The 13,989-nt window shown below is 51.5% G+C and carries 8 protein-coding genes; 1 reads left to right on the top strand and 7 read right to left on the bottom strand.

The window, feature by feature from the left end; all coding sequences use genetic code 11:
- Positions 1 to 157: 157 nt before the first annotated feature.
- From I2I05_RS19140 to I2I05_RS19110, 7 genes are all read right to left on the bottom strand, one after another.
- Entirely contained in the window at positions 158 to 745 is a 588-nt protein-coding gene (locus I2I05_RS19140; RefSeq protein WP_196283868.1) for a hypothetical protein, read from the bottom strand.
- A 13-nt stretch (positions 746 to 758) separates the two neighbouring features.
- Positions 759 to 1,526 (bottom strand): PD-(D/E)XK nuclease family protein, encoded by a 768-nt coding sequence (locus I2I05_RS19135; protein WP_196283867.1) that lies wholly within the window; start codon positions 1,524 to 1,526, stop codon positions 759 to 761.
- 64 nt (positions 1,527 to 1,590) lie between these two features.
- Positions 1,591 to 2,844 (bottom strand): DNA cytosine methyltransferase, encoded by a 1,254-nt coding sequence (locus I2I05_RS19130; RefSeq protein ID WP_196283866.1) that lies wholly within the window; start codon positions 2,842 to 2,844, stop codon positions 1,591 to 1,593.
- Between the two features lie 85 nt (positions 2,845 to 2,929).
- Positions 2,930 to 3,772 carry a RecB family exonuclease gene (locus I2I05_RS19125; protein WP_196283865.1) on the bottom strand — a complete coding sequence of 281 codons (843 nt, stop codon included), beginning with the start codon at positions 3,770 to 3,772 and terminating at the stop codon, positions 2,930 to 2,932.
- Between the two features lie 4 nt (positions 3,773 to 3,776).
- Positions 3,777 to 9,932: a DEAD/DEAH box helicase gene (locus I2I05_RS19120; RefSeq protein WP_196283864.1), complete on the bottom strand. Its 6,156-nt coding sequence runs from the start codon at positions 9,930 to 9,932 to the stop codon at positions 3,777 to 3,779.
- Positions 9,933 to 9,941: 9 nt separating this feature from the next.
- A complete protein-coding gene (locus tag I2I05_RS19115; protein WP_196283863.1) occupies positions 9,942 to 13,040 on the bottom strand; it encodes a hypothetical protein in 3,099 nt (1,032 codons plus the stop codon).
- 86 nt (positions 13,041 to 13,126) lie between these two features.
- Entirely contained in the window at positions 13,127 to 13,564 is a 438-nt protein-coding gene (locus I2I05_RS19110; RefSeq protein ID WP_196283862.1) for a very short patch repair endonuclease, read from the bottom strand.
- Between the two features lie 72 nt (positions 13,565 to 13,636).
- Between I2I05_RS19110 and I2I05_RS19105 the strand changes: the two genes are divergently transcribed.
- Positions 13,637 to 13,978: a hypothetical protein gene (locus I2I05_RS19105; RefSeq protein ID WP_196283861.1), complete on the top strand. Its 342-nt coding sequence runs from the start codon at positions 13,637 to 13,639 to the stop codon at positions 13,976 to 13,978.
- Positions 13,979 to 13,989: the final 11 nt, after the last annotated feature.

Raw genomic sequence — 13,989 nt, 5'->3', positions numbered from 1 at the left:
AAAATCTAAAGAGGCAGCCTGCACAGCCACTAATGTAAATATTCCACACGGAGGAGCTTTTGTGCCTACACAAATAGAACCCTTTAGCACGGTCAAGTACCGGCCCACAATTCGGAATAGTTGTAAGCTTAATTATTTACTAACCAACGGGTTAATATTACTTCTTTGTTAATGCATTTAATTCCGAGAGCAGCTGGGTCATCTCAGGAGTTTGGAAAGGCGCGAGCTTTCTTCCTAACTGGTTTATTAAGCTCTCAGTATTGTAGTGTGCATGCCAAGCCAGGCGAAAGGGGCCGTAGTGGCCATCGGCTGAAGTACCAAAGCTAAAGTTGAACTTCTCCTTAGCGAGTAAGTGGTTATCCCACCAAGTATCTATCCGCTCAAAGCATTCCAACAGTATCCGAAATCGGGCTTCCTGGAGCAGGGCGGTTGTTTTAGCTACATCGTTACAGCCACCCCGTGCTTCGAGAACGAATATTCCATCCCAGTGAAAAACGAGGCAGATGGAGTACTCCCCATATTCTGTTAGATACCACACCATGCTGAACTCGTCGGGACTGAACTGCCGGAACGACCATTTGGGTTTGGGGTGTTCTAGCTGAAAGTATCGGTCGGCACGTTCAACGGCCGGGCGTGTCATCATGCGTTTGAGCCGGTCAGTCTGGCGGCTCAACTCCAAAAATGCATTCCACTTGTCGGGCGTATCAAACAAAAGCACTGACTGGCGTAATTCTTCGGCTTCCATAATGATGGAAAAGTTACAAGGTCTGCCAGAACTGAAGATATTGTTGTGTGAACTGGCGCAATCGGTGATTATTAGGCGGAAGTTGGGCTAAGCAGGCTGTGAGCCATGCCACGATTAAAAGTCCAAATTGATGGTGCTCAACTAAACCCAAAGGCACAACAGATGGTAACTCTGGCCACTTTAGTTCCCAGCCATCGGGGCGGCATATGGCGTGTGAGTCTGGCTGCTTATTCACTGCCGGAGCAAGATATATCACCCGGTATTGGGTTCGGGATGGAGTTTGTCGCTCAGCAGCAGAGCATTTACGGGCTAGTTGAGCGAGGTAAATCTGCTTGTGCCAGTAACGGTAAAGCTGATTGGGCTGGTCGGGCGCATAGTTTGATTTGTTTTCTATTACTACCACGGCGTGAGGGTGGGCACGGCGTAGCAGTACATCCACACGCCCGGCCTCAGCAGTAACTAGCCAAGGGCCGCAGCTTGGCTCGCAGATATCTATTTGCTTCAAAAATTGCGTCAGAAACAATGTTCCTTGTCCATGGGCCGCCTGCGCGTCCAGGAAGAATGCCAGCAAGCGACTGTGGGTTATTTCGCCAGGCCGCATGAACCTGAATACATTCAGGTGGCCGCTTTCTAGGCGGTTATGTTCTTGGTTAGCCTGCACCCATTGGGCTAACGCTGGCACCAGCGTCCGCAGCGAGGGTTGTCGGCGGCGGGTAAGGTAAAGCTCTGCAATGGCATTTACTGTAGCCGAGTAGGTAGGAGAGAGTTTGATGGCGGACAAGTAATCTGTTGATTGTCAGTAATAATTATGGCGCGTATTGTTGGGGTGCGTTGAATTAAAACTGCTAAAAGTCAAAAAGCACCTCATCGTTGATGTCGATGGGACGCTTGAAGGTATATTGCGATACATGAGCGGGTGAACTCATACCTATTGGCGCTGAAACCTGCTGAAACCCGCAAAACTCTTGTAGTAGGCGGGTAATGGTGCGAGCCACACCATTGGCAAGAGCGACAGGCACACCATTACCAATCATTTTAAATTTGCTGCCCAGAGGAGGGCCCTCTGATAATACATAGCTATCGTCAACACTCTGAATACGGAGTACTTCCCTTACAGAGAGGCGGCGATTCTCAAATGGGTGGAGGTGTACCTCATTATTGCCGTAGCATGCCGTGGGGCTGTAACGGTAACGGTGTAAGCGTTTAAAAGACCGGTTATTTACAAGGCCTTCGGGGGTTTTGGCAGGAATAGCGGAATAGAGTTTGAATCGGTCGCAGGCGTTGGGGAGCGATGTATCTTCTTCGGAATGCAAACAACGACTGACGCATAATTCCAATTGCTGAGGGTTCAGTGGAGCGGCGGGCCTAACTTCTAATTCTTCAACTCTTGGCCACTGAAACTGAGTGCGCAGGCCAGCGTGGCTTTGCTCACGTTTCCAGTTTGCCCAGCCGATTGGTGGTATAGCATCCGAGAAAAGGCCGGATTTGGGTACTTGCACTAAGTCACGGCGCAGACCGATGAGCAGCAATCGTTCCCGGCTTTGAGGCACTCCATAATCCAAGGCGTTGAGGGGAGCGAAATCAGTGATGTAGTGCCTATTGAATGCGTCCCGGAGCTTATCGAACTCGGCCCGGTGATTTTTTTGAAGTAGACCGGTAACATTTTCAAAAACAAAGAACGCTGGTTGCAGTTCGTTAATAACCTGGCAGTAAGCAGGAGTTATTTTGCCGCGCTCGCCCTCAATACCCTGGCGAGAGCCAGCGATACTGAAATCCTGGCAGGGTGGCCCTCCAATAATGCCAAACAGTGAGGGTTTGCCTTTAGGGAATGCCTGTCGTGCAATCTCGGCAGGTGTAATGTCTAGCAGGTTTCCAATGTGGGAAATCCGAGCCTCAGGGGCACTAGGTTTGTGTTTTCTCCGCCAACTAGTTATCCCTTCAGAATATAACTTAGCAAAGCCAGGGTCCAATTCGTTAGTCCACACAATATCAAAGCCCGCTTCTTCAAAACCCATATCGAGTAGGCCGCCACCTGTGAAAAAGGAAAGGACAGGTATTTGATGGGTAACGGTTAAATGAGGAGGAGGGATAGCAGACACAGCAGGGCAGATTAGGTAAAACCGGAATTGGAATAAAGAATAAAAGTACGGCTATGGCACGGATACACCCCGAGCAGGTAATTAATTATGCTCCCAGTTGTTCAGTCCAATCGTTATATGGGCTACATAATGGACGTACTTGGCAGTAACGGCACTGCTCTTGGCTTGGAATTGCAAGTGACTCAGGATTGCCGGCGTTTACGGCTGCTTTCATTTGAGTAAGCAAGCGACGAGCGTTGCTTAAAAGTTGGAGGCAGCCAAGTTCGGTAAATTCTACTTCGTGTTCCTTGCCAGCTAAATCTGCTAAAAAAAGATGTGCGGGAAAGTGACCAGTCTGCTCATGGAGAAGGGCCGCGTAAAGCTGCAATTGCTGAGAATAAACTGGCTTTATTTCAGCTTCATCGTTTGAATTAAGTTGAAAAATTGAACCGGTTTTGTAGTCGACAATTTCGGGCCCGTCGATTCCCAAGCGAATGAGGTCAGCAATACCACCTACGGAGCCGGAGTTGTCTGATAACCACTTCTCGGCACCAAATGGAATATCTGAGTCACCAGGAAATGGGGCAGCCTTGGGCATCATGGCAAGGTGCCAGCTTAAAAGAAGCTTGGTAACTGCATAGCCGTTAGCTCGGTAGGTCAAAGGAACAAGATGGGAAGCTCCATTCCGAATTAGGTCTGCTTCCTTCTCACTTAACAGTTCCTGCCAAACAGATTCAAATGCGACTGCATCAGAGAGGTCGGTCGCAACCGACCGTTTCAGCATGCCGTGCACAACAGTCCCCACTTCAGACGCGCCCCCGCTGCCAAACATGCCAGGTAACGATCTTGCTTCAGGTGTCGAGGCGAGTAGTGATTGATATGGACAGGCAAGTACCCGAAAATACTGGCTAGGAGAAATCCTGGCAGGGGCAGTGATTGTAATAGCCATTAGACTACACCAGATTGTGAGGCTGGCCATTGGTGCTTCCCCGCAACCACTGGTAACACTGCCCAGAGCGGCGGGCTAGGTTAAACGAGTCGATAAATTGCAATAGGCCACCCTCATTCTCAGCGACTGCCAAACGCGCCAAAGCCAGGATTTCATTCAGCCAAGTCTTCTCAGCTGGGTGTTTCAGGTCCCAAAGGGGATGCACTACTAACGCTAGGTTCCGCTTATTAGGGCCCCAGGCCAGGGCAGGTATTGCAGGGCCGTTTTTAGGGGTTAGCCAACGAATTTCGCCTGGAGTGGTAGGTGTGGAAAAGAAACTGGTGGCGAAAATTTGCAACTGTTGATGATTAGTGTCGAGCCAGCCCTCAAGTTCGGGGGTGTCGAACTTACCATCGGTACCTGCGAGATAATCAGGGTCACGCATGATGCGTAGTAGTGTTAGGGCCAGCCGCCAATCGAGCAGAGCATGGTAACTCATGTTTCGGTAGCCCATCAGACATTGATAGCAGGCGCTTTTGCAGTCTCTCTTGTGATTTGAACTGTGGATTGTTCCTAAGTAGGTGCCTGCGCGGGCGCCATTCAGCATCTCAGTTAACAGAGGGGTGGCGTTGAGATGTTCAAACATACGCCGGACGAAGCCCGAGCCATTTGGCAACGCATCACTGAGCACGATTTGCCCAACCATGGGTTCTAGGCGACGGGCATCATTTAAACTTATTTGGGTGATGCCACCAATTTCAATTTCATCTGGTTCTATATCAAGCTTATCAGAAATGGCTCGCTGCAACAGAAACGCAGCCGAGTAATAAGCGGACTTGAGTCCGTCGCGTTGCGGTCCGGTCGAACGGGTGAAATCAAGGTTGATGCCAATGGGTACCGTAGCGGGATGCAACCGGATGATTTCGGTCTTTTTATTGGCTGCCAGGGCTACTCGCTCAACACCATCCTCCTTAAACATCCATTGTTTACGGGTCCAAGTGGTGGCATTTATTTGCCGCTCCTGCCAGCTAGGACGGAACTCACCAGCAAAAAATGCATCGCGTGGGCCTTTGTTCAGTCGCCAGGTGATATCATCATCAGCTAGAAGCGCCCAACCGTTGCCAAGCGATAGTTCTGCAGGTTTGGCGCTTGTGGTATTGGTTTCTGCTAGAAGAGGCGGACGCTGAGTAGATGAATCAGTTTGCTCACGGTCATCATGGCCGGCACTGTAATCAGTCCGGAATGCCCTAGGCGACACGACTTCGAAAATATGCACCGAGCTAATACCATTTTCAGCCGGTAGCAGAGGCGCTTTACACTTGGGATTGGGGCATTCGGGAGCAGGCGGAGCAATACGCTGATCGGGGTCAGCTTCGTATGTTTTAGTGAAATAGCAGACGGGGCAGGAGAGCATCCAGCGCCGAAGCAAGAAGGGGCCGTCGTCTTGGTTAGTGATTATTGAACTGTTGTTAGGACCTCGCTTCTCGTCAAGTGTTGAGGTGAAGCCAATAGCCTTGTGGTAGAATTTGTCCTTCAGCTTTTGAGCGCCGGGGGCAAATTCGTAGATAGCCATATCGAGAGGACGGTCGATGAGAGGCAGGGTCCAGCGCCCATGCTGGTCGCGGCGGGCACCCAATTGCAGGTTGCGCACAGATGTAGGCATGCCAAACATGGGCAGCACACCACCCTGAGCAAGCTTATCTGCAGTGCTCTCACCTGGGGTGTTACTGTTCATCACCCGGTCTACGTCAGAAAGTAAACCTTTCTTGCAGTCACCAACCCAAGCAACAAGCTCGGGAACGAGATGGGCGTTTTTGCGTCCGGTCATTACACCCAGGATGTCTGTGGCCCATGCTTCTCCCTTGTCTTCTAGCCAAGATGACACAGATGAACGGTAGCCGGCCCATTCAACGGTACCACCAAACTCACCATGAACTCCGCCTCCAGCCGCCTGTGCAGCACTAAATGCCTCGCGAAGGGCTGCCTTGGCGAGTACCCGCCGTAGGATGCGGGGCTGGTCGATGGCTAGGAATGGTGTGGGCGCGTCGTCACCCGTAATTTTGTGTGGGTTGGCAAAGTAAAACTCGTCGTGGCTGCGCCCGCGGCAGAACGTAAATGCAACTGAATATGCCTGCCCGCGGCGGCCCGCCCGGCCCACACGTTGCTGGTAATTGAAGCGTTGTGGGGGCATGTTACCAAGCATTACTGCCTGCAGAGCTCCAATGTCGACGCCTACCTCCAATGTTGTGGTAACGCTAAGCAAATCTATTTGCCGGACTTGCGCCGGGCCATCATTCGACAGAATGACATTGCGAAAGTGCCGCTGGCGCTCAAACTGGTCGTCGGTTTGACCCGTGAGTTCTTCGCAGTGTAAGCGGATGGATTCGCGGGGGTGCAGTGCAGCGTGGTAGGCCAGATAATTTTTCTTCCACAAATGCCGGCAGGTTTGCGGAACACCGTTTCGGGAGTGGGCCGTGGCAGGAAGCAGCTTTCGGCAACTAGTACAAATGCCCGCGGCACGGTGCAGATGAATGCGGTGGCAGGTTTTGCATTTCCAGTAAGGGTCAGCAGCTCTGGCTGCTTTAAGCCAGAGGTTAATAACGTCAACATTCCCGAACGCATTGATGGCAGGTAGCATGCCATTAGCTGAGCGACGCAACTGCTGGCGAACCCATTCCCCTACATCATACCAGTTAGCGTCAGACCCTTCAAGGTGGGCGCACACCGCCTTTAAATATTTTTTTATAGCACCGGGAAAGTCCTCGGCGTTCTGAAGGGCATCCTGGTTGTCGCGCTGGTATTCACTACCGACGTATTTATACTTGTCACCAAGAATCCGAACCACAGCGCTGAGAATATCCGAAGAGTGACTTCTCAGCGAAGTCGGTAAGGCAGAAAGGGTTGCTGCTTCCGGCTCAGGCCTGACAACTGGTGTTCCTAACCCGGAAGCTTCCAGAGAGTAGAATAACCGCCGGAATAGCAATTCGGCAATTCGCTGGGTAAGGCCTTCGCTGATACGGTCGGCAAATCCAACATTAACGCTGTTCCATTTGGGCTGGTTTGGCTGGGAATAGTCAACTCCCTGATACCATGGATTTCGGTGATTCTGAGCATCAGTGTACTGTAACTCTAAATCATTACCACCTGGATTAACACCAAGCTTAAGAAACTCGCGCAGCAAAGCACCACCCCCGACAGGCGCCTGCCCCGCGACGTCCAATCCTTGCGCCAAGCTCTTAATTGAAACAACACGCTGGTTCAGGAGAGCAAGCTCACGTAGGGCTTCCTGAGCTTCCACTCGCTCATCTTCGAAACCACTGGTAATATCCTTTGCCCGTCGTAACCAAGTTCGAATTTTGAGGCTCAGCGTGGGCTGCTTTTTTCGGATTTCTTCAAATTCCTCTGGTGTTAGTGAGGGACTAGAGATTGCTGTTACCAATTCAGCCCCTGTGGCCACATGCTGTTGCAAATACTGTGTTAGCAGTTCACGTAAAAGGTCACCATAATGGTTGCGCTCGATGCCATTGGCCACCTGAGCAGCGTCATCTCGGCTATCAGAGAAGACAACGAGTTTGCGGGTATCGGCCCCTGCGGGCAATTGTAGCAATAACTCTTTGGCGAAAGTTTGGCTTGTTTGGCCGAAACCAGTCCGAAACCCACGCACTGAACTGAGGCGGTATACGCCCAATTCGTGGTTGGCACCACAGCCAGGGCAAACTGCCGGCATTGCCCGTAAGCGTTGAGCTGTCTCCGTACTAGGTGTGCCATCAACCCGAAATACTCGGCCGTATATCCAGTCTGGTCCATCGGTTCCAGTGCTGGGGGCAAAGTTTTCGCCGGTTTCTACCCGGCCACTCCGGCTATCAATGCGGGCAGGTCGCCAATACGATTCACTATTTACCGTTGCCCCCCGAATCACAGGTTGCTTCCAGAAGTCGCCATTTCCCCTGGCCCTCTCGTGTTGTACAAACTCCTGCCCGGCTTGGGGCCAGAACACAGCATAATCGGCATAGCTGCGCCGTTCAACCAGTGTCTCCGCAGCTTTTTCGGGGATTCCCTCAATATCTGGACTCACAGAAAGCATTTGAAATTTGCTCCCATCGGTAATGCCAGGTAAGTCCCAGTTTAAGCGCGCTCCGCCGTAAAAAACGGTGCCGCAGCGGTCGCAGTACAGGCCTTCCAGAACGTGTTGTCCGGCAGTGGTACGCAATGAGGTATGAGCTAGTAACTCACCATAGGGTCTGCGAATTAGTTTTCCTTCGCTATCAGGTGCCATGTCGTCGGAGCTCGGCAAGCCAAGCCAGAGGCCATCAATGTTGCGAAAAAAGAAGTGGAAACGGAACCGCGGCAGGCTGCGTGCATTAGAGCGGGCCATCTTCTCTATTGCGGGGAATTTGCCTTCAAAGGAGCCTCGAGCAATGAAAAGTCCCCTTAGGGCGTCATGCAACTGCTGCTGGGTATGGCCTTGACCAAAAAGTGATTCAGCCAAGTAGTGAAAGCCAGGAGCTAACTTATCACCAACGGCTGGCAATGTTGGAACCGCCCGCAATTTGGTGCGTCCGGTTTCTGTATCAGTAACGCGACATGCACTGTATAATCTTTCACGCAGACGGAGCTCAGATGACCAAAGGCTGGTTGCTAATGCCTCTAATCCCGTAGCAGGGGCAGGACTTATAGGCGCGCAATGGCTGAAGGTATTAAGTGCATCCGCCGCTAAAGCGGCGTCGGCATCTGGTAGTTCGGTATTAGCATCCGAAGCTTTGGCAAGGCTTGCAAATGGCGCGAGAGGGAGAGGTAGTAATGCTTCGCTGGGAAGCGCGGCGTCTATCTCCTGGCCTCTGATGATTTCAAAAGAAGAAGTACCGTCCTCTTTAGGAGGGACCCCAAAAAAGTCTTCCAGAAATTGGCTGCTGTATTCGCCAGCTTTTCCTTCGGTTTCGAGCGAGGCACTGCTGGCTAGGATGCGCAACTGGGGATGGTTCGGGTTCAAGCCCAAGCGGTCAAGTACGAGCCGCAGCAAGTAAGAAACCTCAGTGCCGGCGGTGCCACGGTAAAGGTGCAGTTCGTCAATGACCAAGTGAAAAATGTGGCTGGAATCTGCTGCCAGCCAGTTGCGTGTTTTTTCAAAAACTGGGCCGTCGAGGGTGCGCATCAGCATAATGCTGAGCATCGAAAAGTTTGTAATAAGGATGTCGGGCGGAGCATCCTGCATATCAAACCGGCTTCGCATCTCGGCTCCATCGAGCCGTGGAAAAAATGATACTAAGTCTTTGCGGCGCGTCTGATTGGCGGGCAGACTAGTAAACTCATTGATAGCGTCGACGTTGCGGCTGTACTGGCTTAATTCTTCACGCAGTTCCTCCAGTTTGTAGCCATTAATTTTTAAGCGGCCATTGGCGTCAAGCTCCCGCAGGGACCCCGCTACAGGAGAGGCACCGGTGTAACGACCGAAGTGAATGCGGTTACCACGGGCATTCATATCGAACCACTGGCGGGCATCGTCGGAGTCGAGAGCCCGGCGCAGTCGTGTCATCTGGTCTTCGACCAAGGCGTTCATTGGGTACAGGATGAGCGCCCGCACCGCGGCCTGTCGGCCAGTATTTTCGTGCCCGCGCTGCTGCGCAGCAGCCTTAAGGCCGCTGGTGGAAGCACCATTTGCGTCAGCTACTTGGCCATTGGTTAAACGGTTAGTCCCTGACCACCAGTTTTTGGCAGGAGGCTCCATGGTGCCAGCAGCTGGCCAGGTTGGAATTTCCTTTGTAATCTGTGCCAGCAGTGGCAGTAGAAAGGATTCTGTTTTACCGGAACCCGTCCCGGAAGTGATGACGCAGTGCTTATGCTCCAGAGCATTAGATAGCATCTGTTTTTGATGCTCGTACAGCTCGACAGCAGGGTTGTCGATTAGTCCGGCCTGAATTAATCCGCGGAATAGGTCACTCTGCATAGGTGAGAGGCCGGGCAAGTCAGCGTCTGTAAGCAGGGCCACGGTTTTGCCGCTGCTTTGGTATTCTGGCAAAGGTTCTGCCCAAGGCTGGCGATAGAGTACACCATCCTGATGAAGAAGCTTGTTGCGCAGGTCCTCAAACTCGCCAGGCTCATCGAACTTGGTGCGGAAGGCAGTTTCAACGTAGCGAACAAAATTGTCGCGGATGGTATCGAAGGAACCAATAGGGTCGTTCATTCTGGTAGATTAGAGAGTTTCGTGAAGCCGCTGACCAAGGACAGAATATAGGCGGCTATGCAGTAGGGTGTAGGTGTTTCCGGTTTGGTACACGTTGTAAAGCCTCTTCTCACGCGTGTCCCACTCCAAGGCTGGGGCATAACCGCTCAGAAGGGCAACGGCGCGGGCGGGAATTTCAGGAAAGGGAGCGGCAGCTGGCACCTTGAGCAATTGCCGGGTGTGGTTGTAGTGCAGGACCTGTTGGTTAGCTTGCTGCAATACTAGGTACCGTCCCCAGCTCTTATCAACTGCGTAGGGAATACCATCCTGCCATAGGAAGCATTGCCGCCGGTACACCCGGTACTCATATTCGGTTAAGCAAAAGGCGCGGTCACCGGCTCCAGGGTACCATTTAAGCGTTTGCGGGTCAAACCATGACTGCTTCCAGTCGGTGGGCAGTTCCTCGGTGTAAGGAGCCAGCGCCTGTTGATATTCAATAAGGCTTCCTGAGAATTGCAGCAGGTCGGCTGAGATCATATCGCCGCAAAACTGGATACCACATTGCGCTGCCAGGCCTTTAAGTTTATCATCACCGTATCCCTGCGTTGGGTGGCCATGGGCTAACAGCTCTACACGGTTGGGCAGGAGTTGACGAAAGGCCTGAGTAGTAGCAGAACTAATGGTTGTTTCGGGGTCAGAAAGGCTATTCCAGATACTTTCGCCATTGAATTGACTATTAATCGTCAGCAGGACCCCATGGGCTTCGGCAGCGGAACGCAACTGCAGTAAAAGCTGTGGGGTGCGGGCCCCCGTGAGCAGCATTCGGCGCCCGGCACTACCGGCAATCGGGAGGCGCAGCAAGGCAGGGGGCAGTACCTGAATTGTACCAGCAAGAGAATCATAATCACCAAAGCCGAGTTGGCTATACAAGCGAAATGCAGCTTGTCGGTCGGCAGTAGTGGGTGTGGGATAGCGGGCTGGTGCAGGACAAGAAAGACGTCGTGCATCGTGTATGGTTTGCAGAGCCTCGCCAAAGGCCTGGTTGGTTAGCTTGCTTACGCTTGACAGGTAGTGGAGTAGTAAGTCATTGGGTGAGTCTCCAAAATTATCTTGCGTGAAAGCAGTAGCTGGCGGGGCAAGATGACCAAAAGGAATGACTGGCTCAAACTGCGGCTGAACTCCCCCGTTTCGTAGGTGCAATTGGTGTAGCTGGCCGATGTGACCCGACAAGCAAGTGCCATTGTAAACCAATGTTTCCTCGGGGCTTGCAACCTCTCCGCGAGGACCTCGCAATGGGACCTGGTAGGAGGTAGGCAGTGCAGGCTCTTGTAACTTAAACGGCAGTGTTTGGAGCTCTGCTTTCCCGATTCCGGTTATGCGGAATGGCTGTCCTGATGGTAAATCGGCAGGCAGAATCCAACCGCTTTGGTCATGTGGGGCTCGGTTATCTGGCAGCAACTCGGCCGTCTGGCCGATGTTGAGGAGTGTGCAGCCGAGTTGCTGCCCTACTGCTCCGTTTATTAGGCGAAACGACGGCGGCAAACTTCTCAGGAAAGAACGAAAACCGCAGTCAAGACCTCCTTGGGCCCTGATGTATGTTTCAATAGCTACCGGAGCTCCAATAAATGAATAAGTATTGGCAGGTAAATTACTTAGCCAAAACAGACTGTAATTAGCCGGAAGCCCAGCAAAATTTGACCAGTCTTGAAAAGCGTTGGCGCATTGGGCGAGTTGACGGACTCCACTGGCGAGTTCTCTTTCACATAATACCAATAGCTCAGTACCGTGCTCCAAAGCTGGGATTGGAGCCCAATATTGATAGAACCCATAGCGTCCACCTGGTGCAAAAACTTGCAATGGAAGGAGTTTGGCACTAAGTGTCCACCCGTTGTGAGCATCCGTAAATTCCTGAAGGATGGGACTGGGCAAAACACCTGGAATAGCACAAGACCATTCCGCTGAAGTTGGTTGTACCGCTACTGGCGGCTGACCTGGGACAGTAATTGTAAGATTCTCTGGCAGCGGAGCTCTAATAGAAAGCCGATAAGACCAGCTGACCATTTCGCTCTCAGCGAGGTCGATTGGCAGGAACGGCAGAAGCGTACCATATGTATTGCCACGGAGGGTGATTTCCTCTACTCTTGGAACACCGTTGCGGATTACTGTTCTACGCTCACGATACCCCGTGCTTCCACTCCATGCTTGCAGCTTGCGCGATACAATATCGGTAAGGGCTTGTCCAAGAACAGTGTCGGTACGCAGCTCTCTAAGAGTCGCAGCAGGTAGTACCAATGGCCCCTGTAGCAAAAGCTGACGCAATTCCCCAGCTGCAATACGGCTGCCAGGCATAAGGTGATGGTATGCAAAAAACCGGGGCAGTTGATTTAATGCAGTGGGAGGTAGCAGACATTGTGATTGTGGCCACCCAACATAACTGTAGCCCCCTAATTGCCTGGCACGTAATATACCCCGCTCACTACCGAGTTCTTCCTGACTCCAGCGTGCCAGTTCCTCCCACATTGCAGCCCAATTGCTGTTGAGCTGCGTGAGGGAGTTGTCAGGAAAATGATGGCCGCCGGAGATGAGTCCCTTGCTTAGAAAGAAAGCCCGCCAAATCTCATAAAAGCCAGCATTAAGCTGTGTGGCATCTGCCATGCTGAATGGCATGGTGAAACAAGCCAAGTAAAGCAGGTGCAACGGAGTAGTTTGTGCTAGGGCACCCTGCTCATGATAGAATTTGCGGCTGCTAGTATTAGTACTGGATGCTGGGGCGCGTCTCCAGTCTGCAAGTGCATACGTCGCGCATTGAGCGGGATTAGTTGGAGCCGGTCGGGATTGACGCTTGGAACGGCCATTTTCACCCACCCAGTAGTCTTGATGCGCGCGATTTGGAGGACAGCGCCAGAATAGAGGTCCTTCCCTCAGTGCTTTCCAGAAATCGGAAAGTATGTCCCCTTCCTCCCATTCAGCCATTCGGCGAACCAACTCTTGTGTGCCAGAACCAGCAGCAGCTTTTTTTAAGGCTTGTACAATATCGTCTTCCGTCAAATAGAGGAAAACTTCTTGGTTTTTACGGGATGGTGTGAAAAGGAAATCAGCAACTAATTTATTCCAGTAGATATAATTCATGCATGGTAGAGTATGGATGCCCGACGCAAAGTAGCCTCGAAAAACACAACTCTATCACTTATGCCATCGCTCTTTTTTTTCTTTTATTAATCGTAACTGTCGTCAAGGGGGTGTAGTATTTCCTGAATAAGATGCTTTAATGTTTCAGCGCGTTGGGAAGATTTTAGCTCACATTCCCATACTACAATCACACGCCAGCCTAACATGGTAAGCTCACGCTGCTGCTGCCAGTCTCGAGCCTTGTTATAACCAAGTTTACGCTGCCACCATTCGGTGCGGGATGATGGCAGACGAAAACATGGTTTGTCGTCGTGGGCGTGCCAGAAGCATCCATGCACCAGTACTACAGTCTGAAAACGTGGCAGCACAATATCGGGCTTGCCTGGCAAATCAGGATGATGTAAGCGAAACCTAAGACCCTCTCGATGCAAATATTGTCGAACTATGGTTTCAGGCTTTGTATCCCTACTCCTGATGCGGGACATGTTGAAGCTGCGAGTATCCTTGCTATGCACATCGGCCATACCTGCCTAACGCATATTAAGAGATATTTGTGCGAGAAAAATCAATGCCTATCGAATAAGCTACCTTGCACATTGGAAGCAAAAGACATTAGAATGAATACTACACTTTACCAGCCAAGTGAAGCTCCGGTCGCTATCGTGGGAGCAGAGTTCTGTTTAAATGAGGTGAGCGGCCAGGTGATTCAGAGCTCAGAATCAGCTGCAGAGATTCTGGGTTGCGCACCTTTTTTGGTAGATGTACTTGCCAATGGGAATGGATACCTGATTTATTCCGTGTTTGACTCTGAAGGCGAAGCAAATCCGGCTGCTATGAAGGTTTTTTCCGAGATAACAGGAATCTTAGTAGACACTGAGGACGAAGATGACATTTTAAGAGGCCCTGTGCTAGTAATTACTGCTGACTTATCATATTGAAGCCAGTTGTG

This window comes from Hymenobacter jeongseonensis, from assembly GCF_015694725.1.
GTDB classification, from domain to species: Bacteria; Bacteroidota; Bacteroidia; order Cytophagales; family Hymenobacteraceae; genus Hymenobacter; species Hymenobacter jeongseonensis.
Note: the sequence above shows the minus strand (reverse complement) of the source record. Positions and strands in the feature narration are given on the sequence as shown.

Bases quoted from the DNA above. Each gene is read 5' to 3' on its own strand.
- I2I05_RS19115 (WP_196283863.1), bottom strand. From the start codon at position 13,040: ATGAATTATATCTACTGGAATAAATTAGTTGCTGATTTCCTTTTCACA.
- I2I05_RS19125 (WP_196283865.1), bottom strand. From the start codon at position 3,772: ATGGCTATTACAATCACTGCCCCTGCCAGGATTTCTCCTAGCCAGTAT.
- I2I05_RS19140 (WP_196283868.1), bottom strand. From the start codon at position 745: ATGGAAGCCGAAGAATTACGCCAGTCAGTGCTTTTGTTTGATACGCCC.
- I2I05_RS19110 (WP_196283862.1), bottom strand. From the start codon at position 13,564: ATGGCCGATGTGCATAGCAAGGATACTCGCAGCTTCAACATGTCCCGC.
- I2I05_RS19120 (WP_196283864.1), bottom strand. From the start codon at position 9,932: ATGAACGACCCTATTGGTTCCTTCGATACCATCCGCGACAATTTTGTT.